The 19817-nt window shown below is 67.3% G+C and carries 22 protein-coding genes; 7 read left to right on the top strand and 15 right to left on the bottom strand.

Going from position 1 to position 19817, the window contains the following annotated elements:
• Nucleotides 1-18: 18 nt before the first annotated feature.
• Nucleotides 19-660, top strand: a complete 642-nt coding sequence (locus EV641_RS15195) for a UdgX family uracil-DNA binding protein (protein ID WP_132472733.1) — start codon at nucleotides 19-21, stop codon at nucleotides 658-660.
• Between the two features lie 5 nt (nucleotides 661-665).
• On the opposite strand, the gene EV641_RS15190 is transcribed toward EV641_RS15195, so the two are convergent.
• The 5 genes from EV641_RS15190 to EV641_RS15170 are packed head-to-tail and all read right to left on the bottom strand — an operon-like array spanning nucleotide 666 to nucleotide 4035.
• Nucleotides 666-1595 carry a CopD family protein gene (locus tag EV641_RS15190; RefSeq protein ID WP_132472731.1) on the bottom strand — a complete coding sequence of 310 codons (930 nt, stop codon included), beginning with the start codon at nucleotides 1593-1595 and terminating at the stop codon, nucleotides 666-668.
• Nucleotides 1596-1600: 5 nt separating this feature from the next.
• On the bottom strand, nucleotides 1601-2125 hold the full coding sequence (locus EV641_RS15185) for a copper resistance CopC family protein (protein WP_132472835.1): 525 nt from the start codon (nucleotides 2123-2125) through the stop codon (nucleotides 1601-1603).
• Between the two features lie 14 nt (nucleotides 2126-2139).
• On the bottom strand, nucleotides 2140-2817 hold the full coding sequence (locus EV641_RS15180; protein WP_132472729.1) for a YcnI family protein: 678 nt from the start codon (nucleotides 2815-2817) through the stop codon (nucleotides 2140-2142).
• Nucleotides 2818-2846: 29 nt separating this feature from the next.
• On the bottom strand, nucleotides 2847-3341 hold the full coding sequence (locus tag EV641_RS15175) for a hypothetical protein (RefSeq protein ID WP_132472727.1): 495 nt from the start codon (nucleotides 3339-3341) through the stop codon (nucleotides 2847-2849).
• A gap of 7 nt (nucleotides 3342-3348) precedes the next feature.
• Nucleotides 3349-4035, bottom strand: a complete 687-nt coding sequence (locus EV641_RS15170) for a DUF6474 family protein (RefSeq protein WP_132472725.1) — start codon at nucleotides 4033-4035, stop codon at nucleotides 3349-3351.
• Nucleotides 4036-4152: 117 nt separating this feature from the next.
• Here EV641_RS15170 and EV641_RS15165 point away from each other — a divergent pair, with 117 nt between their 5' ends.
• A complete protein-coding gene (locus EV641_RS15165) occupies nucleotides 4153-5742 on the top strand; it encodes a TM0106 family RecB-like putative nuclease (protein WP_132472833.1) in 1590 nt (529 codons plus the stop codon).
• 17 nt (nucleotides 5743-5759) lie between these two features.
• On the opposite strand, the gene EV641_RS15160 is transcribed toward EV641_RS15165, so the two are convergent.
• From EV641_RS15160 to EV641_RS15120, 9 genes are all read right to left on the bottom strand, one after another.
• Nucleotides 5760-7223 carry a hypothetical protein gene (locus EV641_RS15160; RefSeq protein ID WP_132472723.1) on the bottom strand — a complete coding sequence of 488 codons (1464 nt, stop codon included), beginning with the start codon at nucleotides 7221-7223 and terminating at the stop codon, nucleotides 5760-5762.
• A gap of 87 nt (nucleotides 7224-7310) precedes the next feature.
• Nucleotides 7311-8126 carry an alpha/beta hydrolase gene (locus EV641_RS15155; RefSeq protein ID WP_132472721.1) on the bottom strand — a complete coding sequence of 272 codons (816 nt, stop codon included), beginning with the start codon at nucleotides 8124-8126 and terminating at the stop codon, nucleotides 7311-7313.
• 74 nt (nucleotides 8127-8200) lie between these two features.
• On the bottom strand, nucleotides 8201-8968 hold the full coding sequence (locus EV641_RS15150) for an SDR family NAD(P)-dependent oxidoreductase (protein ID WP_132472719.1): 768 nt from the start codon (nucleotides 8966-8968) through the stop codon (nucleotides 8201-8203).
• 43 nt (nucleotides 8969-9011) lie between these two features.
• Complete coding sequence (locus tag EV641_RS15145; protein ID WP_199233265.1) at nucleotides 9012-10268, bottom strand: MFS transporter; 1257 nt, start codon at nucleotides 10266-10268, stop codon at nucleotides 9012-9014.
• A complete protein-coding gene (locus tag EV641_RS15140; RefSeq protein WP_199233264.1) occupies nucleotides 10265-10726 on the bottom strand; it encodes a MarR family transcriptional regulator in 462 nt (153 codons plus the stop codon). The genes EV641_RS15145 and EV641_RS15140 overlap by 4 nt, the downstream gene beginning before the upstream one ends.
• Nucleotides 10727-10808: 82 nt before the next feature.
• Nucleotides 10809-11507: a TMEM165/GDT1 family protein gene (locus tag EV641_RS15135; protein WP_132472715.1), complete on the bottom strand. Its 699-nt coding sequence runs from the start codon at nucleotides 11505-11507 to the stop codon at nucleotides 10809-10811.
• A gap of 253 nt (nucleotides 11508-11760) precedes the next feature.
• Nucleotides 11761-12282: a peptidase gene (locus tag EV641_RS15130; RefSeq protein WP_132472713.1), complete on the bottom strand. Its 522-nt coding sequence runs from the start codon at nucleotides 12280-12282 to the stop codon at nucleotides 11761-11763.
• A gap of 105 nt (nucleotides 12283-12387) precedes the next feature.
• Nucleotides 12388-13251 carry an SMP-30/gluconolactonase/LRE family protein gene (locus EV641_RS15125; RefSeq protein ID WP_132472711.1) on the bottom strand — a complete coding sequence of 288 codons (864 nt, stop codon included), beginning with the start codon at nucleotides 13249-13251 and terminating at the stop codon, nucleotides 12388-12390.
• A gap of 95 nt (nucleotides 13252-13346) precedes the next feature.
• A complete protein-coding gene (locus EV641_RS15120; protein ID WP_132472709.1) occupies nucleotides 13347-13970 on the bottom strand; it encodes a superoxide dismutase in 624 nt (207 codons plus the stop codon).
• A gap of 245 nt (nucleotides 13971-14215) precedes the next feature.
• Here EV641_RS15120 and EV641_RS15115 point away from each other — a divergent pair, with 245 nt between their 5' ends.
• From EV641_RS15115 to EV641_RS15105, 3 genes are all read left to right on the top strand, one after another.
• The gene (locus tag EV641_RS15115) at nucleotides 14216-15361 is read left to right on the top strand and encodes an acyltransferase (protein WP_132472707.1); all 1146 of its coding nucleotides are present in this window, start codon (nucleotides 14216-14218) and stop codon (nucleotides 15359-15361) included.
• 9 nt (nucleotides 15362-15370) lie between these two features.
• Nucleotides 15371-16039 (top strand): peptide-methionine (S)-S-oxide reductase MsrA, encoded by a 669-nt coding sequence (gene msrA, locus EV641_RS15110; RefSeq protein ID WP_054715825.1) that lies wholly within the window; start codon nucleotides 15371-15373, stop codon nucleotides 16037-16039.
• Between the two features lie 141 nt (nucleotides 16040-16180).
• Nucleotides 16181-16774, top strand: a complete 594-nt coding sequence (locus EV641_RS15105; RefSeq protein ID WP_241997245.1) for a hypothetical protein — start codon at nucleotides 16181-16183, stop codon at nucleotides 16772-16774.
• Nucleotides 16775-16812: 38 nt separating this feature from the next.
• Here the strand turns inward: EV641_RS15105 and EV641_RS15100 are convergent, their stop codons facing one another.
• Complete coding sequence (locus EV641_RS15100; RefSeq protein ID WP_054715822.1) at nucleotides 16813-17745, bottom strand: LLM class F420-dependent oxidoreductase; 933 nt, start codon at nucleotides 17743-17745, stop codon at nucleotides 16813-16815.
• A gap of 306 nt (nucleotides 17746-18051) precedes the next feature.
• On the opposite strand from EV641_RS15100, the gene EV641_RS15095 reads away from it, so the two are divergent.
• Together EV641_RS15095 and EV641_RS15090 are read left to right on the top strand one after the other, a co-directional pair.
• Nucleotides 18052-19044 (top strand): DUF4328 domain-containing protein, encoded by a 993-nt coding sequence (locus EV641_RS15095; RefSeq protein ID WP_132472705.1) that lies wholly within the window; start codon nucleotides 18052-18054, stop codon nucleotides 19042-19044.
• Nucleotides 19041-19814 carry a glycerophosphodiester phosphodiesterase gene (locus EV641_RS15090; RefSeq protein WP_132472703.1) on the top strand — a complete coding sequence of 258 codons (774 nt, stop codon included), beginning with the start codon at nucleotides 19041-19043 and terminating at the stop codon, nucleotides 19812-19814. Before EV641_RS15095 ends, EV641_RS15090 begins: the two co-directional genes overlap by 4 nt.
• The last annotated feature ends 3 nt before the right edge of the window (nucleotides 19815-19817 follow it).

Here is a 19817-nt window from a genome sequence, read left to right as displayed (position 1 = left end):
CAGGGGTACATCTTCGACATGGTCACCTATCGCGGAGCGCAGGGTTATCTTCCCGACACCCTCGACATCCTCTCGCTCGAGACCGCGGCCCGGGGGTGTCGCGGGTGCGACCTGTTCAAGGCCGCCGAGCAGACGGTCTTCGGAGCCGGCCCTACCGACGCGCGTCTGATGCTCGTCGGCGAGCAACCAGGCAACGACGAAGACCTCGAGGGGGAGCCGTTCGTCGGCCCCGCAGGCCGATTGCTGGACAAGGCGCTCGCGGCCGCCGGTGTCGAGCGCGACACCGTGTACGTCACCAATGCCGTCAAGCACTTCCGGTTCGACCGGGCCGCGGGCGGAAAGCGTCGCATCCACAAGAAACCGTCGGGCGGGCAGATCATCGCGTGCCGGCCGTGGCTCGTAGCGGAACTCGACGTGGTGCGTCCCGACGTCGTGGTGTGCCTCGGCGTGACGGCAGCTCGCGCGTTGGTCGAGAAGAATTTCAAGCTCACCGTGCACCGCGGAGAGGTGCTGCAGCTCGACGAACAGCTCCGGGGCACGCTCGATCCGAAGGTGGTCGCCACGATCCATCCGTCCGCAGCGCTGCGCGCCCATGTGGACCGCGACGCCGCGTTCGACTCACTCGTGCGCGATCTTCACCGCGCCGCCGGGTTGCTCTGATCTGATCATGCGGTCGTGGCGAGCGCGGCGGCGAGCCCGAACGCCACCGACATCGCACACACTTCGATGACGGCATTGCGCAGCGAGACGTCGGCGGTGCTCCGATGGGCGCCTGCCGCGGGCACCCACGTGCGCCGCCAGATCCATGCCAGCCCGAGCAGCGCCACGAGCACCGCGACCTTGGCGAGCAGAACACGCCCGTAGCCGGTGTCGACGAGCGCGGCCACCGACTCGAGGCGCACGGCCGCGTCGATCACACCGGTCACCCCGAGCACCACGACGCATTTGGTCGCGAGGTCCGAGTAACGCGGCAGCAGCCGGGACCACCCCCCGCGACCCCGGACCAGCAGGGCGAGCGCCGTGAGCACCCCCAGCCAGACTGCGGCCGCGAGGACGTGCGCCGCGTCGAGCAACGACCCGAACGGCTGCTGCGACATGTGCCCGGTGACGGGTCGCGCGACGAGTGCCAGAGCGGCGGCGACGAGAACGGGCGCGGTCGACCATGCGGTCCCTCGCCGGTAGGCGAGAGCCGCCGCGACGGTGAGTGCGCCGACGCAGAACCACGCGGCCGCGGCGACCCGACCGGATCCGGCGGTGCCGATGTACTCGACGAAGAGTCCGGCGCTGAGCAGGGCCACGGGGACATCGACCGTCGCGGCGGCTTCGATGACGAGTTGAACGGTCTCGAGCAGCAGCCACACCCCGCCGAGGACGGTGATCGCGCGCCACACGTCTTCGGTCGAGACATCCGGGCGTCGTTCACCGCGTGTCATGGTGGCGAGGACAGCGACGCCGAGCACCGTGGACCCGACGCACAGCGACAGCGCGCGTGTCCACGCGGACAACTCCGGGGCCGCCAGCAGCACGCCGAGCGCGACCCCGATGACGGCGCCGGCGGCGGCTCCGAGGAGCCACCGCCGGCGAATGTTCGGCACGAGTGTCAGACCTTCGGCTTGCGCAACACGAACCACAAGGCAGCGACGACCACGATCACACCGGCGACCACGAACCACCAGATAGCGGGACCCCCGCCGTTGTCGGTGGCGACATCGGATGCCGGTGCGGCGTCGCCGGCCGCGGCCTCACCGGGAGTGCCGGTGCCCTCCTGCGTGAGGGTGAAGGTGCGCGTCCCGCTGACGGGATGCCCGTCGGCCGACGTCACGCGATAGGCGATCGTGTATTCACCGACCGGGCCGAGACCGTCGATTTCGACGCTGACGGTGGGTCCGTCGACGATCGGGTCGCCCTTGGACCACAGATTGCCGTCGGGCCCGACCACAGTGAGCGCTGCGAACTGCTCCTGTAGCGCTTCGTTGAACGTCACGCTGACCTGCTCGGGTGCCTCCGCGATCTCCGAGCCTTGCTCGGGAGTGCTGCCGAGGACGACCGAGTGCGCCGCGGCGGGGCCTGCCGCGAGCATCAGCGCGCCGACAAGGGCGAGGAGAACGGTGCCCAGACGCTTCATGCCTGCTGTGCCGTTCATGCTCGCCGTCCCTGGATCACTGCGCCGAGACCCAGCGCGGCGCCGAGCGCGCCGAGGACGAGGCCGATGCCGCCGAGCCACCGCGCGGTGTTGTCGGTGGTGCTACCCGACTCGGCGGTCGCGGTGGTTTCGGTGCTGTGCGTGTCGGCACCACCGTCGGCACCGCCTCCGTGCCCGTCACCGCTGCTCGCGGCGAGCGTGAGGGAGGGCGCGGGCTTCTCCGGTTCCTCGTCTCCGGTCGCGGCCTGGTCCCACGCGACGATCTCGCCGTCGCTGTAGGTCTGTGTGGCCGGGAACGCGACTTCTTCCTCCTCGGGGAGCGGTCCGGCGGAGAGCACGAACTGCTGGAACTGGCCCGGTCCGACTTCGACGCCGGGGTCGGCCGTCCACGTGACCGAGGTCGCGAGCTGCGTGTCGGGATTCTTCTCGACCGTTGCCGTCCAGCCGGGCACCGGTTCGGTGCGAGCGGATCGAAGGCCGGGCAATTCGACGGTGAGCGCCGTGGTGCCGGCGGTCTCGGATTCGGTGGGGACGCGGAACGTCAGGACGGAATATCCGCCCTGCTCGGCGCCCGGTGCGACGACGGTGACGTGTGCAGCGGCAATGCCGGAACCGGCCAGGAGCAACGCTGCGGTGGCACCGGAGCCGACGAAGGCCCGGGTGATGTTCTTCATGAAGATGTAGTTGCTTTCTCGAAAGAGGGTCAGGACACGGCGAACCGTGCAGTCGGCGGACCTCGTCGAGAGATACAGGAGGGGAGGGGGCGGACGATGTACGGATCGGTGTCGATTCGCGGTACGAGAACCGCGGGTGCGGCGATCGTGGGACGCCACGGCCGCGCGTGCTGCACCACCGATGTGCACGCAGCGTAGAGGCGGTCGGCGATGCCGATGAGCAGTGCGCATCCGACGACGGCGGCGGTGTGCGCGGCCAGCATCGACACCGAGAGGTGCAGGTGCCCGTCCGTCAGCGTGGACAGGACGAGGTGGGTGCCGAGTTGGCCCGCGGCGAGCAGCGCGACCGGCGACATCGCCGGTCGCCCGGCGCCCACTATGCCGACCCCGACGGCAACCGCCGTCAGCAACGCCACGGCCGGGTTCGTCGGTACCGAACCTCCGGCCGCGCCGTGTGCTGCGACGGCGAGCGCCGCGGTGGAAACCCCCGCGGTGCCGCCGAGCAGAGCCGGACTCGTGGTCACCGGTCGGTCAGCGCACACCGAGGCGAGCCAGCAGGTCCGCCTCGATTCCGTCGAGTTCGTGGCCGATGGAGGCGTGCGCGGCTTTGCGACGCGCGGCCGGCATCTGCTCGGCGGCGGACACCGCAGCGGTCAGGTCGGTGAGACGACCCCGGATGGCTTCCGCGAACTTCTTCGTTTCGGCGTCCTTGGGATGCAGCTCCTCGGTCTTCGTGACCGACTGCTCGGCGGCCGCGATGCGGGCGCTGAGTCGCGCACCGTGACCGGTGAACTCCCCGAGCTGTTCGACGCCGACACCGAGTTTCTGGGCACGGCGGACGTCGAGCTGTCCGCGGACGGCCGTCGCGGCCTGGTAGGCGAGGGGCGCGAGCACGGGCACGAGCAGGCGCGCGATCCCGAGGTAGCGACGGATCTTCGCTGCGGTCAGCCCCTGGTTCTCGGCGGCCTTCTTCTGAGCCTTGAGCGTGGCGATCTGCTCTTTTTCGACCTTGGCCTGCGACTTCACGAGCTCCTTGTCGAGCTTGGTCTGCGACTTGGCGAGCTTCTTCGCGAGCTTGTCCTGGGACTTCGCTGTGCGCCGATCACTCTTGGACTGGTTCTTCGCGCCCAGCTTGGCCTCGAGCGTCGCCTTGTGCTTGAGAGCTTTTGCCTCCGCCTTGCGGGTGGCACGCCGCTTCCGCCGTGTGAACAACCCCATCGAACAGCACCCTCCATTCGGTACGACCGCAGCGCGCCCGCGCTCGTGGTCAGCCTAACGTGACGGTGCTGCTTCGAGGCGCCGCACGTCGAGCGAATACCCTGGACTGTTGTGGAGATGACCGGTGAGCAGCGACGCAGGCCCGTCTCGATCGAGGCGAGCGCGCTGACGCGATGCCGCCACCGGGTATTTCTCGACGCCACGTTCCCCGAGGAACTGTCCGCTGCACCCAAGAACCCGGGTGCTACCCAACGTCAGGAAGCCGCCGCAGCGCACCGCGAGGCGATCCGGCAGCGGATGTTCGACGCCGACCCGGACGGGTGGGTGCACATCGCCGCAGAAGGGACCATGACGCAGCGCGCCGACCGCACCCTCGACGCGTGCCGATCCGGTGCAGATCGCATCTGGGGTGCGGTCCTGCCCGTCGAACCCGACACCGGCCGCCGGGGCCGCTCCGAGATCCTGCTCCGCGACGCGGAACGCGGCGGCTACATTCCCGTGATCGTCGTCAACCACAAGGTCACCGACCCGGGACGGGGCGCCACCACCACCGATCTGTTCGGGTGGGCACCTGCGGTCGACGAGAACCGCAAGGTGCGGGCGCACTCGGGCGACCAGATGCGCGTCGCCCATCTGTACCGGATGCTCGAACGACACGGGCTGGCCAGCCCCGCGCAGGTGGCCGGAGCGATCGGATACAACGCCGACTGCATCCTCGTCCACGACCTGAGCGCCGTCCTCGACGACTACGACGCGCGGCTCGCCGACCGTCTCGCCATCGCGCGCGGCGACGTGCCGACCGTGCCGTCGCAGATCGGGGAGTGCCGTACGTGCTCGTGGTGGGACCGGTGCCGTTCGGAGCTTGCCGAACGGCACGACGTGTCGCTGGTCGCGCCGGGGCAGCGCGCCGACGTGCTGCGCGAACTCGGCGTCACCACCATCGACAGGCTCGCCGACTGGACGGGTCGACAACCCGAGGTGTGGCCGCAGGGGCCGTTCGAGGACGCGGTCGTGGTCGCGAAGGCATGGCTCGCGGGGGCGCCGCTGGTGCGCCGCTACCGGCAGGTGCATGTCGCGCGCGCCGATGTCGAGATCGACATCGACATGGAGAGCTACCACGAACACGGCGCATATCTGTGGGGGACGCTGCTCAACACTGACGTGCAGTCCGTCTACCGGCCGTTCTCGACGTGGCAGCCGGTGCCCACGACGGACGAGGCCCGCTCGTTCGGGGAGTTCTGGACGTGGTTGTCGGCGGAGCGTCGCGCAGCCGAGCGTCGCGGGAAAACTTTTGCCGCCTACTGCTATTCGCGGTCTGCGGAAGACAAATGGTTGCTGTCTTCGGCCCGGCGTTTCCATGGTTATCCGGGGGTGCCGTCCGAGGTGGAGGTCAAGGAGTTCATCTCGTCGCCGCAGTGGGTGGACATCTACCAGGCGGTGACCGACCAGTTCGTGTGCCCGAATGGTAAGGGACTCAAGAAGATTGCACCGATCGCTGGTCACCACTGGCGCGACGACGAGGCCGGGGGAGAGGCGTCGATGGCCTGGTATCGCGAGGCTGTCGGCTACGACGGCGGCGAGGCGGTCCCGTCCCAGCGGACTCGGCTGCTCGAGTACAACGAGGACGACGTGGTCGCCACCAAGGTGCTGCGCGAGTGGATGAGTGGTCGTGCAGTGCTGGATATTCCACACATCGACGACCTCTGATACGACCGGCCGTGTCATCAGTGGCCGCCGGCCACTCCGGCATTGTCCAGGTAGAGCCCTTCGTTCGACAGCCCCCGCGCCCGGAAGGTGAGCGCCTCGACCGCGTCCAGGCCCACTGCACCGTTCGCGATGCAGTCGGTGGATGCAGTGTGGGTCTGCAGTGTCGGTTCGCTCGTAGCGTCGTTCTTCAGCGCCTCCAGCTTCACGGTCGTCGCGGGCATCTGTCCGGGGAGGCCGGCCGGGCCGGTCAATGGGCAGGTCGTGGTCCGGCCCGCGGAATCGGTGATGTCGACCTCGACGGTTGCGGATTCGCCGGGAATCTCGTGGGGACGCGCGTCCGCGAGGTCGACCACGACCCTGCCCTCCGGTACGGGCGGGGAGTCGCTCACGTCAACGGTGACGGCCGCTTCCCCGCCGGGCCGGTCGGGGCGTACGTGCAGCACGGTGTTGTCCGAGACACCCGTTCGAAGCGGTAGCGCGGTCATCTGCGCGGTGCCCTCACCGGCCGTCGGTCCGGGCGTGTTCACGTCACCGGCGCTGTGGTCCACGTCGGCGAATCCGATGACTCCGGTCTGGTCTCCGGAAGCAACTGCGATGCGGTAGTCGGTCCGAGGAAGCCACTCCACATCCGGTGCAGGAGTTTCGAACAGTCGCATGGCAGCTCGATCGTAGGAGAGGGTCGCATCGAGGAATGCGGATACGAAGACGGCGGCTGCCTGCTGCTGATCCCGGGCGCCGAGCAGCGCCTCCGTGTCCAAGAGATGCTTGCTGAGACCGAGCCCGGCATCGTAGCTACCCCATCGGGTGTTGAACTGACTGTGGTTGGCCCGGTATATCGAGACCGCGGCTTTGACCTGTCCGGGGGCGATTCCGGTGCGGGCGTACTGCTTCGTACCGGCGAAGGCTCCAACGTCGGCGTCATGGCTACCGCCTATGGTCAGGTAGTTGACGCCCTCCAATGTGGCCGCACCGGCGGCGGCTACCAGCAGGGCAACCGCTGCGGCCGCGCTATGCCGCCTGCCGGGGCGGCGGCCGTGGCCGGATGCCGCGCCGATGAGTGTACCGATCCAGCTCCCCAGCAGTGGAGCGGTGAGCAGCACGATCAGGCACACCACCAGCCAGCCGACCGGTGATGGCCCGGCCCCCATGGTCAGCAGCATCAGCACGGACATCACGAGCACGCTGAGGAACGGCACCGGTACGCGCCGCTTCAGTAGTGCGGCCGCCGAGGTGCCCATCAGCGCTGCCACCGACCCCACCGCAGCCGTCAGCAGGAGATCTTGCGCCGAGATCCGCCAGGAGACGGCCACTGCACCGGGCATTGCCTGCTCGATCGCCCGCCACAGCCACAGCAGGAGAACCACCACGCCCAGGAGTGCGGTCGCTCCGGTCCAACCCGGTCCGGTGATCCATCGGTGACCGATATTCTGCGGGCGCCACCGCCACCCGCGGTTCTGTCCTGTTTCCAGTCGATCCGACACCGAAGCACTGTAGCCAGCGTCGAGGTGGTGTGTGTGGGAACCGGACTGCAGTTGCCGACCGCATCGCCTGCGACCGCAAGTGGCACCTTAATGCTGAACCGAGTCGGCCAGACGGGACAAAGCGTCCACGACCGGTGCCCCGAACATCGGCGGGTCATTGTGTTCGAGGCCGGGGAGTTCGACGCGTTCGACGAGGTTCCGCGCACTGTCCGCAACCGCTGCACTCTGCTGGGCCGGCACGATGCTGTCGGCGGTTCCGTAGACCACGGTGAGGGGCACATCGAGTTGCGCGACGATGTCGGCGACCGGGAACCTGTCCTTCAGGACGATGTCCGGCACGAGTCGGTAGTGGTGACGCGCCACCGATCCGAGGTCGGTGAACGGCGAGCGCAGAAGCATTCCGGCCGGGGGTGATTCGGCGGCGAGTGCAGTCACCACGGCGCAGCCCAGACTCTCCCCGAAGTACAGCACTCGATCCGAGTCGACATCCTCTCGGTCCAGCAGATGCTGCATGGCTGCGCGGGCGTCGCGGGCCACTCCGTCTTCCGACGGTCGACCGGGGTTGCCGCCGTATCCGCGGTAGTCGAACAACAGCGTCGAGAATCCTGCGGCGGAAAGATCGGCGGCGATCTGCGCGCGCCCGAGCCGGTTCCCACCGTTGCCCGGAGCGAGAAGAACCGTGAAGTCGGCGCCCGGCCCGGTCGGGTTTCGTCCGCGGACGAACCAGGCCCCGAGCTCGAGGCCGTCCGACGTCGTCAGAACCACGTCCTCGGCGTCCGGCAGCAGAGTCGCGGCGGCGGGCGGAGTCGATGTATCGGGCAGGAAGATCAACTGTCGTTGCAGCGCCCACGCCGCGACCCCGACGATCACGGCGACCAGCACGACGACGAGAGCGATCCGCACAGCCCCTGTCTAACCGATCGTGCGCGGTTTCGGTAGTACCCGCTACCGAAACCACGCACGGGCAGCGAAGCTGCCTATCGCGGTGCCATGCGCAGTGCGCCGTCCATCCGGATGGTCTCGCCGTTGAGGTAGTCGTGCTCGACGATCATCTGCGCCAGCTGCGCGTACTCGGCGGGCTGCGCGAGCCGCGACGGGAACGGCACACCGGCTTCGAGACCCTTGCGGTAATCCTCGGTGACACCGGCGAGCATCGGGGTGTCGACGATGCCGGGGGCGATCGTGTTGACGCGGATACCGAACTGCGCGAGATCGCGTGCCGCGGGCACCGTCATGCCGTGCACGCCGCCCTTCGACGCCGAGTACGCGATCTGGCCGATCTGGCCTTCGAACGCGGCGACGGACGCGGTGTTGATGATGACGCCGCGCTGGCCGGAATCGTCGACGGTCTCGGTCTTGGAGATCGCGTCGGCAGCGAGGCGCATGACGTTGAACGTGCCGAGCAGGTTCACCGTGATGACCGTGCGGAACAGCTCGAGATCGTGCGGGCCGTTCTTGGACAGGATCCGCCCGGCCCAGCCGACACCGGCGCAGTTGACGACGATGCGCAGGGGAACTCCGGATTCGGTGATGCGCGTGATCGCAGCCTGGACCTCGTCGCCGCTGGTGACATCGGTGGGAATGAGGGTGACGCCGGCGGGTGCGTTGTCTCCGACCCGTTCGATGGACTGTTCGAGATCGAGTCCGAACACCGTAGCCCCGGCGTCGGCGAGGCGGCGAGCGGTGGCGGCACCGAGACCCGATGCAGCACCGGTGACGAGCGCGGCAGAACCTTGAATTTCCACAGTCTTGCTCCTGTTCCAGGGGACACGCGTTTCGCGTCGAACCTTAGCGCGACAACACTCCCGAATCCGCTGCGCCGCTGCTCTGCTGCGCCGGTCGCCGCAGTACGGCGGTGCCGATCAGCACGGCCACCACACAGGCACCGGCGCCGAGAAGCAATCCGGCGCGGCCACCCCACTGTTCGACGACCCATCCGGCGATCGGGCCGCCGATCGCTGTGGATCCGAGGAATGCGACCGCCCACAGTGCCATCACCCGGCCCCGCATCTGCGGCGAGGCGGCGAGCTGCAGTGTGCTGTTCGCGCTCGTCGTGAACGTGACGCTCAGGGCGCCGACGATCACCATGAGTGCAATCAGGATCGGCAGGGACGGTGCTGCCGCCGCGACGGCCATGGCCACGCCGAATGCGAGTGCGGCGAGCACGAGCGGTTTTATACCCGTGCGGCCCCACGTGGCAACGACGAGGCCGCCCACCACGGATCCGGCACCCATCGCGGCGGTGAGGAAGCCGTACGCGCCGGCGCCTGCCTCGAAGGTGTGGTCTGCCAAGACCGGGAGCACCACCTGGAATTCGTATGCGAGACAGCCGACGAGCGCCATCATCGCCAACGGCACAGCCAGATCGGGCGTCCGTCGCACATACGCGAGTCCTTCGCGCAGCTGACCGCGGGCGCGCGCGGTCGGGGGAGAGGGGCGCAGTTTCGACACGTCGAGGGTGAGCAGCGAGGTCACCACCGCGACGAAGCTCGCGGCGTTGAGCAGGAAGCAGATCCCGATGCCGCCCGCGGCGATGACGATGCCGGCAACCGCGGGGCCGATCATGCGCGAACACGCGGCCAGGGTGGACTGCAGGCTCACCGCGTTGCGCAGATCCTCGGGTCCGACCATCTCGAGCATGAACGACTGCCGCGCCGGATTCTCGAAACATTGGTTGAGCCCGAGCCCGAGGGCAAGGACGTAGACGTGCCACAGCTCGACGGCATCGGTGATGACGAGCAGTCCGAGGATCAGCGCGAGCAGGCCCATCATCGACTGCAGTCCGATCATGAGCTTGCGTTTGTCGGAGCGGTCGGCGACGACACCGCCGTACGGACCGAGCAGCAACATCGGGACGGTCTGCAGGGCCAGCACGATGCCGATCGCGGTGGCCGATCCGGTCAGTTGCAGAACGAGCCACGACTGCGCGACGGTCTGCATCCACGTGCCGACGAGCGAAATCGCCTGGCCGGTGATGTAGCGGCGGAAGTTGGGGCCGCGCATGGCGGCGAATGTGTTTCCGCGGATATCGGCGAGGACGGTCACTTGCGCGCCTCGCTTCTGCCGCATCCCATGCTGTCGGCGAGGGCCTCGAGTGCGGGAAGCGCGTCGTGCAGTGCGTCGACGTGGTGTTCGCTCAGTTCGGTGAGGTGTTCGGTGAACAGGGCGGTACGTCGGATCCGGAGTTCTTCGGCGAGTGCCGCGCCGTCGGTGGTGATGTAGGCGAGGACGACGCGTTTGTCGTCGGCGTCGGACGAACGTGACACGAGCCCGGCGTCTTCGAGTTTGCCGAGCATGCGTGAGCACATCGTGGGGTTCAGGCCTTCGAGGTCGGCGAGTTCGCGTACCCCGATGGTCTTTCGTCGTGCGACCGTCGCGAGCAGGGATGCCTGCGAGGGTGTCAGGCTGCCGTCGCCTGCCGGCCGGGAGACGCGGCGTGCGATGCGGCCGAGTGCGATGCGCAGGCGATTCACCTCGTCGGGATCGAACGACTCTCTGCTCATCGGTTCCGCGCCTCCTCAAGTATTTGCCTATCGGCAAGCATATACCTGCGGAGGGTGCGGGGGCGTCGGTCTGCGCGGAACCTCACACGTGTGTGGCGGGCGCGGACTCGGTGGTGTCGGACTGCTTGGTGCGCCGCGTGAACAGGTACATGGCCAGTGCTGTGACCACGAGGGTGACGCCACCGGCGACGGGGCCGACCGCGGGCGCGTCTGGAGCGATACCGGCCCCGAGCATCCACGCGCCGAAGGCGAAGAACAGCGCCGACGCCCCGAAGCGGATTGCGTTCTCCGGCAGGTGCCGCCCGAGTACGACGCCGGCGACGATCGCGAGTGCGTCGGCGGCGACCATACCCACCGTCGACCCGACCCAGACGCCGATCCAGTCGTTGTCGGTCGCGAGCGTGATGGTCGCAAGCATGGTCTTGTCGCCGAGTTCGGCGAGGAAGAACGCGGAGGTGACGGCCAGGAACGCCGACCGTGTGACACGGCCGGCCTTCGACTGCTCGTCGTCGTCGAGGGAATCGCCGCGCAACGTCCACGCGCCGAACAGCAGGAAGGCGACGCCACCGACGAGTGAGATGGCCACGGTCGGGATCGCGACACCGAGATAGTGGCCCACCGCCACTGAGACGAGGTGCACGGCGGTGGTGGCGAACAGGATCCCCGACAGCACTACCCACCAGCGGTAGCGCAGCGCGAACGTCATGGCCATCAACTGGGATTTGTCGCCGAGTTCGGCGATGAAGATGATTGCGAAACTCAGAACGACTGCGGACCACATGAGCGGCTTTTCCTCCTTCGTCTGTGGAGGAATCGGGCTTCCTCCGGACGTCGGACGCGTGGTGCGTCGACGACCGAAGGTCTCGCCCACCGGAGGTCGTCCGGTTCGCCGTGCCGGGCCGATGGCGGCCAGTGTGTCGACAGGGCGATTGGGGGCTACTCCCCTTCGCTTTCACGACACTAGCGCGCGAAGACCGCGGGTGTAAAGGTAATGCTAAGTTTAGTAGAACCGAACTCTCATTTACGGCATAGCGTCATGCCGCGAGCAGCATCGCCAGAACTGCGGTGTCGGGATCCCTGCCGGGATCCACGTTCACCTTACTGACCAGCGACGTCACGGTTCCATCCGCTTCGGCCTCCACCCACGCGGCGCGATGGTCGAGCCCGAGATACGGCAACCCGGGCAGGAGCACACACCCCGAGGCTGCGCCCGCATTCTCGGGCAGCGACGGCGTCGTCTCCGACGGAGGATGCAGCATGATCAGTGCCGGGGGCTGATGCTGCGCGAAGCATCCCGGCTCCACGGCCGTCTCCCCGAGTACCGGTCCGGCGGCGATGACGAGGCCGACGGTGCCCGGCTCCGGATCGTCCGGAAGTTCCTCCCGGACCCCGAACACCGTCGAGGTCGGCAGCAGACCCGGCAGCGATGCCACACGCACCGTCAGCGTGAGCAGCTGTGCCCATTCGCGGGTGGTCGACGGCCACCGTCCCGTCACTACGAATCCCCGCAGCGACCCACCGGAATGAAACGCGGCAATCCCGATCTGATCCCTCATGGCGTCCCTCCGATCCCTCGCCGGCGATGAGGGAAGAATGCCCGTTTTTCTCGCTGGCACACAAGAGGCTCCGAGTGCCAGGTGTGTTCGGTGCCAGGCGCGTGGTCAGCCCGACACGTCGACGCCCGGCACGCCGACACGCAGCCGCACGATCGCTCCGGTGCGTTCACGCGCCGCGACCTCGGGCTGCCAGTTCTCGGCGGTGCAGACGAACAGGTCGCGGCCGTCATGACCACCGAGTGCCACCGCATACGGATTCGCGACGGGCACCCGGTCGGTGATCACCCCGGACTGCGACACCCGGATCACCTCGTTGCCGAACGGCGATGCGACCCACACGGCGTCGTCACGGTCGATGGCGAGCCCGTCCGGGAACACCGATCGATCGAACTCGATCACAGTGCGACGGTCGGTGAGCGAGCCGTCGTCGCCCACCGTGAACGCGGTGAGCCGGCCCGGAATCGCGCGGGTCTCGGCGACGACGAGCGTGCGACCGTCGGCCGTCGCGACCATCCCGTTGGCGAACAGCAGGTCGTCGGCGACGGCCCGCACGGTTCCGTCCGGTTCGACGAGCATGAGCACCGCGGGACGGACCGGGGCGGGTGGGGCGCTGCCGTCGCCGTAGTTACCCACATATGCGCGACCGGCACCGTCGACGTACATGTCGTTCAGATGCCAGGTCGCGAACCCCGACAGATCAGCGTGCGGGGTGAGCGTGCCGTCGGATTCGCGCCGCATCACCCTGCGGGTGTGGCCGACGGCGATGAGCAGGCGCCCGTCGGGAAGGAACCCGAGGCCCGCTGGATGCCCGTCGATGTGGGCGACGATCTCGGACGCTCCGGTGGACGGATCGAGGCGATGAACGTCGTTCGCGTACACGTCGGAGAACCAGAGCCGGTCGTCGTGCCAGCGTGGGCATTCGGGAAATGCCAGGCCGGAGCATACGGTGTCGAGCGGGGGAGTCGTCATGGCCGCACACGCTAGCGGTCGGCCGGAGACAACGGTGTCCCGAAACGCAGAAGAGGGCCACCCGCTGGGTGACCCTCTCTACATGGTGCCGGTGACTAGACGATCAGGCCGGCGGTCTGGGTGCGTGCGCGCTCGAAGCGAGCCTGCACGTCGGCCCAGTTGACGATGTTCCAGAACGCCTTGACGTAATCGGCCTTCACGTTCTGGTACTGCAGGTAGAACGCGTGCTCCCACATGTCGAGCATGAGCAGCGGGGTCAGGCCGATGGAGATGTTGCCCTGCTGATCGTAGAGCTGGACGATGATCAGACGCTGTCCGATCGAATCCCATGCCAGGATCGACCAGCCGGAGCCCTGGATGGAGTTCGCGTTCGCGGAGAAGTGCTCGCGGAACTTGTCGAACGAGCCGAACGCGTCGTCGATCGCTGCTCCGAGCTCACCCGTCGGCTTGTCGCCACCTTCGGGAGAAAGGTTCTGCCAGAACACCGAGTGGTTGGTGTGACCACCGAGGTGGAATGCGAGGTCCTTCTCGAGCTTGGTGGCCTGAGCCGCCAGGGTGCCGTTCTCGCGGGCCTCGGCGAGCTTCTCGAGAGCGGTGTTGGCGCCGGCGACGTAGGTCGCATGGTGCTTGTCGTGGTGCAGCTCCATGATCTTCGCCGAGATGTGCGGCTCGAGCGCTGCGTAGTCGTATGGAAGTTCCGGAAGCGTGTACTCAGCCACGAAGGGTCCCTTCTTTGCGGGCCTGGTGGGCCCGTTCGATTTTTCCGTGCCTATATGGGTATCCACCCAAACCCATAACTACACGCTGCGCAACATTCGGGCTCACGCGGGACGCCGTGCCCTACCACCGACCCGGCGAAGCCGGTGTGCCCGAGAAACCGGGCCGCATCGCCTCTACCTGCACCGACTCGCCCGATCGGGAGCGTGATTGGAATCGGCGGTGAACGGCCCCTTAACATTGCGGGGTGTCTCGACCGCTCTTCGACGTTCCGACACGAGGAGCCGAGGCACCACGTGTCCAGCTGCCTGGGCTCGACCTGCTGAGATTCCTCGCTGCAATCGCGGTCGTCTACTCGCACATCTGCTTCTACTTGATCGACGATCTGGGCACCGGCTGGTGGTTCATCGACGTCGTCCACGCGGTGATGACCCAGGGTGCCGGTCTGAACATGCACCTGTCGTTCGTCGGTGTCTCGGCGTTCATGATGCTCACGGGACTGCTCATCACGCGCTCCGCGATACGCCAGCCGCGGGGAAAGTTCCTGATCGCCCGTGCAGCGCGGCTCGTCCCCGCGTTCTGGGTGTGCATCCTCGCGGCGATCCTGCTGGTCCGTTTCGGCATCAACGGCATGTTCAGCGGCCACACCACCGTCACCGACGGCGAGGCCGCACTCAGTTTCTTCCTCGGTGCGTTCTTCCTGAAACCACAGGTCGCGGTACTCGGTGTGGCGTGGACGCTCGCCGTGCAGATCGCCTTCTACCTGTTCTGCGTGAGCGGCCGGTCGCTGTTGCGTGCCAAGCCCATCGTCATGCCGCTGCTCGGGGCCGCTCTGTGCATGCTCGTGATCATCTACAACCTGTACATGCCGGAGCCGTACACCGTGCCGTTCCTGTCGAAGATCGCCGCGACACTGCCCACCGTGTTCCTCGGGCAGATCGCCTATCTGGCGTGGGCCGGGCTGATCTCCGTCCGCGGACTGCTGGTGGCCCTGATCGCCCAGGTCCAGGTGATCGTGCTCGCCACCGACATGCAGGTGTACTGGGCCGGTAGCCACTATCTGTGGACGATCAGCGTGGTGTTCGCGGTGGTGGTCCTGCTGTCCCGATACGACGGCAGGATCGGACGCCTGCGGGTCGTTCACTGGGTCTCCACTCGCAGTTACGCGATCTATCTCGTGCACACCCTCGTCATGTACCGGATCTACGAGAACACCGTCGGATTCGTCGGTATGACAGGTGCTGTGATCTGTCTGCTCCTCGGTGTCGCGCTGGTGTCCGAGCTGGTGTATCGCGGCGTCGAAGTGCCTGCGGCCCGCTGGATCAGCAACCAGTGGCTTCACCCGAAGCGGCCTGCGGTCGCGGAAGAGGTCACCGCGCGGACACACGCGTAGCATCGGGTCATGTCCTGGTTCGACGACATCCTCGCCCACGCCGGCTCGAAGTCCCAGATGGTCGCAGCCGAAGAATCGCTGCCCGGACGATCGGAGGCCATGCCGGTTCCCGAGACGCATCACGTCAACGGTCATCGCATCGTCCCGCCCTTCCCGGAAGGTCTCGCCACCGCCGTGGTCGGTATGGGGTGCTTCTGGGGTGCCGAGAAGGAGTTCTGGCAGCTCGACGGCGTGTATTCCACCGCTGTGGGCTACGCCGGCGGGTACACCCTCAACCCCACATATGAGGAAGTGTGTTCCGGTCGCACCGGGCACACCGAGGTCGTGCTGGTGGTCTTCGATCCCGACGTGATCGACTTCGCGGGGATCCTGAAGCAGTTCTGGGAGAACCACGATCCCACCCAGGGCATGCGGCAGGGCAACGACCACGGAACCCAGTACCGGTCTGCCATCTACACGTTCGACGAATCGCAGATCGAGGTCGCCGAGGCCACCGCAGAATCCTTCGCGACGCGCCTCGCGGAGGCGGGATTCGGCAAGATCACCACGGAAATCGCGCCGCTCACCCAGTTCTACTATGCGGAGGATTACCACCAGCAGTACCTCGCGAAGAACCCCAACGGCTACTGCCCGGTTCACGCGACCGGGGTGAGCTGCCCGGTCGGTCTCGGAGCGTAGCGACCATCGGTCTCGGAGTATGAGAAGCGCTGTGCGCCACCGCACAGTGTGAGATGAGTTGGTATTCCTTGAATTTCGCCCGGTCGGCGAGCACTCTGGAGTGTAAGAGTGTCGACCGGGGGAAAGGATCGGGGTACCGAGATGACGTCCACAGGGGGATATCTACGGCGCACCCGCCGGAGTCTGCGTGGGCGTAGCCCCCTCGTCCGCCGTACCGACCGCTTCGAAGCCCGTGTCTTCTCGTTGCTCGTTGCCGCGATGCTCATCATGGTCCCCGTCGCCGGGGTCGTCATCGCGAACGTCCAGAGCACTCAGGTCGCCCTGGCCCAGCAGCAACTCGCCGAACGCACCATGGTCACCGCCACACTCGACGCCGACCCCGTGGTGGCCAACTCGGGATGGGGCGAGTTCTCCTACGTCGCACCGTCGACTGCTCCCGCCACCTGGGAGTTCCGCGGCGTCGAACACCGCGGCGACGTACAGATCACCGGTTCCGAGGGCGCAGGCGACGAAGTGCAGGTGTGGGTGGATCGCGCAGGCGCTGTGACCCTGCAACCGACGAGTGTGTCCGCCGCCGAGTTCTCCTCGGTGCTGGCCGGTGTCGCGGTGTACATGTTCGCGCTCTTGATCGCGTGCGGCCTGTTCGCACTGGCGCATTGGGGCATCGAGCGTGCCCGCAGCCGCGAGTGGAGCCGCGAAATCGAAGCGTTCCTCGGCTCCACCAGCAGCCACTGACCTACAGCGCTACCGAAAACCCACAGTGCTGCCGAAACCTACAGGGCCGCTATCTCCGGCATGACCTCCCGCGCGACGAGTTCCAGGTGCTCGAGGTCCGCCAGGTCGAGAATCTGCAGGTAGACCCGCTGCGATCCGATGTCTGCGTAGGTGCGGATCTTTTCCACGACTTCCTCGGGTGTTCCCGCCAGCCCGTTCTCACGAAGCTCGTCGACCTCGCGGCCGATGCGCGCGGCACGACGGGCAATCTCCGCTTCGTCCCGCCCGCAGCACAGCACGAGCGCGTTCGACAGCGTCAGTTCGGCGGGATCGCGGTCCGCGTCGCGGCAAGCCTGCCGCACCCGCTCGAAGAGGGTCGCCGACCCTTCCACCGAATTGAACGGAACGTTGAATTCGCTCGCGTAGCGCGCCGCCAATGCCGGCGTCTTTTTCTTCCCTGCACCACCGATCACCACCGGGATCTTCTGCTGGTGAGGCTTGGGCAGGGCCGGTGAATCCACGATCCGGGTGTGCGCGCCGTCGTACGAGAATTTTTCACCGACCGGGGTCTCCCACAGACCCGTGACGATGGCGAGGGCGTCCTCGAGGCGGTCGAATCGTTCTTTGAGTGGCGGGAACGGAATGCCGTACGCGGAGTGCTCCTCCTCGAACCAGCCGGCGCCGAGCCCGAACTCGACGCGGCCGGAGCTCATTGCGTCGACCTGGGCGACGGAGATCGCGAGCGGGCCGGGATAACGGAAGGTCGCCGAGGTCACGAGGGTGCCGAGCCGGATCGTCGACGTGTCGCGGGCGAGTCCGGCGAGCGTGATCCACGCATCGGTGGGGCCGGGCAGCCCTTCGGCGTTCATCGCGAGGTAGTGGTCGGAGCGGAAGAATGCGCCGTAGCCGAGCCGCTCGGCGGTCTGCGCGACCGCGAGCAGATCATCGTAGGTCGCTCCCTGCTGTGGTTCGGTGAAGATCCGTAATTCCATTCCTCGATTGTTCCAGGAACCCGATTTCCGCGAATTGTGAGCGGTCTCGAGCGATGAATTCGACCGTTGAGGATCCCTGTGGATGAACCTGTGGAAACTGTGGATAACTCCTGCGCTCGGGCATTGTGGATATTCATCACGGCGTGCCGCGCGGCTGCATCGCATATCGACGCGTGCCACTATTGGAATCGTGAGTTCTTCCGATGTGCCCACCGTGTCGGTGGACGTGGTGTGCCGCCAGGGCGCGTGGCAGAAGGCAGACAGGCCGCTGATCGGTGACGGCGACGACCCGGCAAAGATCTGTTGATGGCCGCATATCAGATCTGCGTTCGTTGTGAGAGCCGCTGGCCCGTGTCGTACCAGGCGCGGCAGTGGTGCCCGTCGTGCCGCGGGTTGCTGCTCTCACCCGTCGACACCCACGTTGCTGTTCCTCCGAATCGGCGGAACTTCCGCTGGGTCGTCCGACCACCGCAGAGCGAACCCGCGGAAGACACAGCACCCCGCGCACCGCAGTCCACGGCAACACCCGCCTACGAAGAGGTTCCGCGGTGGGGGCTGCTGGACCGGCCACGACCGCACGACGAGCAGCCGACCCGAGCCGAGACATTCGCAGGCCTGGCACCCACGTTGCTGGCCGGTACGGCTGCGGTGTTCGGACTCGCGGCCGTCGCTGAACTGGCCCGATACGTGTTGCTGCTGGTCAACCGGACGCGGCTGATCGAACCGATCGTCCTGGCCCTGTCGGACTCGGCTGTGTGGGCCACTCAGATCGTCGGTCCGCTCGTCGCGCTCGCTGCCTCGGTCGCGTCGGGTCTGCGCCTGATCGAGGTTCGTCGACGCGTGTTCGCCGACCATGGCACCTCCGATCCCCGCTCGCCGGGTTCGGTGCTGTTCGGCGTGGTGGTGCCGGGCGTCAACCTTGTGCTGCCCGGGGTGTTCCTCACCGAGATCGCCCACGACAGACCGCGGATCCTGCGTGCCGTCCGGATCTGGTGGGTGCTGATCGTGTCGAACGCGGTGTTGTTCGTGTTCGTCCTGTTCTGGCGTCAGCGGGATGCGCTCCAGGCCATGGCCGACGCGGTGCTGTTGACCGCAGTGGTGGCTGCCATGGCCGCGGTGGTCGCGCTGGGGGCGCTGTACGTCCTTCGCTTGTTCGACGGCGCCGACCTGTGGGGCCGGCCCCTCGAGCATCATCGATTCACCATGGCGACCGGGCCGGCGTATGCGCCGATCGCCGAGATCGTGCCGGCGGGTGCTGTTCAGGAGGACGAGCACCGGACTCCGGTGGTGACGCCATGACGGAGTTCGCCGTGCCGCGCGTCGTCGCCCACCGCGGATCGTCAGCGGCCAGGGCGGAACACACCCTCGCCGCGTACGAACTCGCGCTCGAGGAGGGCGCAGACGGGCTCGAATGCGACGTGCGGCTGACCCGCGACGGTCATCTCGTGTGCGTCCACGACCGGACGATCGACCGGACCTCGACGGGTACCGGTGTCGTGAGCGAGATGACGCTCGCGGAGCTGTCCGAATTCGACTACGGGCGACCGGGGGAACCCGCGAGCCTGCTCACCCTGCGTCAACTCATCGAACTGATGATGGACTTCACGAGCGTGCCGGTGAAGTTGTTCGTCGAGACCAAACATCCGGTGCGGTACGGCGCCCTCGTCGAGGCGAAGGTGCTCGCCGAGCTGTCGCGGTTCGGGCTGGCAACGCCCCCGTCGGCGGATTTCTCCCGGGTCGTGGTGATGTCGTTCGCCGCGAGCGCCGTCTGGCGGATCCGGAGGCAGGCGCCGCTGCTGCCCACGGTGCTGCTGGGAGAGACCTCCCGCTACCTCGGCGGCAGTGCCGCCACGACCGTCGGTGCCACTGCAATCGGCCCGTCCGTCGCGACATTGCGCGAGCATCGCGATCTCGTCGACAGGGCTGCTCTCGCGGGCCGGGCGACGTACTGCTGGACGGTCGACGAGCCGGAAGACGTGGAGTTGTGCCGCACGCTCGGCGTCGGTTGGGTGGCGACCAATCACCCGGGACGCACCAAGGCTCAACTCGAGGCAGTGCCCGGCGTGTAGTTT

Origin of the sequence: Rhodococcus sp. SMB37 (genome assembly GCF_004345605.1) — a bacterium.
In the GTDB taxonomy this organism is placed as follows: domain Bacteria; phylum Actinomycetota; class Actinomycetes; order Mycobacteriales; family Mycobacteriaceae; genus Rhodococcus.
This window is presented reverse-complemented; position numbering and strand designations above follow the sequence as displayed.

Excerpts from the sequence above, each read along its gene's own strand:
- EV641_RS15195 (WP_132472733.1), top strand. The coding sequence starts at position 19 with ATGGTCACCTATCGCGGAGCGCAGGGTTATCTTCCCGACACCCTCGAC.
- EV641_RS15185 (WP_132472835.1), bottom strand. The coding sequence starts at position 2,125 with ATGAAGCGTCTGGGCACCGTTCTCCTCGCCCTTGTCGGCGCGCTGATG.
- EV641_RS15180 (WP_132472729.1), bottom strand. The coding sequence starts at position 2,817 with ATGAAGAACATCACCCGGGCCTTCGTCGGCTCCGGTGCCACCGCAGCG.
- EV641_RS15170 (WP_132472725.1), bottom strand. The coding sequence starts at position 4,035 with ATGGGGTTGTTCACACGGCGGAAGCGGCGTGCCACCCGCAAGGCGGAG.
- EV641_RS15165 (WP_132472833.1), top strand. The coding sequence starts at position 4,153 with ATGACCGGTGAGCAGCGACGCAGGCCCGTCTCGATCGAGGCGAGCGCG.
- EV641_RS15140 (WP_199233264.1), bottom strand. The coding sequence starts at position 10,726 with ATGAGCAGAGAGTCGTTCGATCCCGACGAGGTGAATCGCCTGCGCATC.
- EV641_RS15135 (WP_132472715.1), bottom strand. The coding sequence starts at position 11,507 with ATGTGGTCCGCAGTCGTTCTGAGTTTCGCAATCATCTTCATCGCCGAA.
- EV641_RS15130 (WP_132472713.1), bottom strand. The coding sequence starts at position 12,282 with ATGAGGGATCAGATCGGGATTGCCGCGTTTCATTCCGGTGGGTCGCTG.
- EV641_RS15125 (WP_132472711.1), bottom strand. The coding sequence starts at position 13,251 with ATGACGACTCCCCCGCTCGACACCGTATGCTCCGGCCTGGCATTTCCC.
- msrA (WP_054715825.1), top strand. The coding sequence starts at position 15,371 with ATGTCCTGGTTCGACGACATCCTCGCCCACGCCGGCTCGAAGTCCCAG.
- EV641_RS15105 (WP_241997245.1), top strand. The coding sequence starts at position 16,181 with ATGACGTCCACAGGGGGATATCTACGGCGCACCCGCCGGAGTCTGCGT.
- EV641_RS15100 (WP_054715822.1), bottom strand. The coding sequence starts at position 17,745 with ATGGAATTACGGATCTTCACCGAACCACAGCAGGGAGCGACCTACGAT.
- EV641_RS15095 (WP_132472705.1), top strand. The coding sequence starts at position 18,052 with ATGGCCGCATATCAGATCTGCGTTCGTTGTGAGAGCCGCTGGCCCGTG.
- EV641_RS15090 (WP_132472703.1), top strand. The coding sequence starts at position 19,041 with ATGACGGAGTTCGCCGTGCCGCGCGTCGTCGCCCACCGCGGATCGTCA.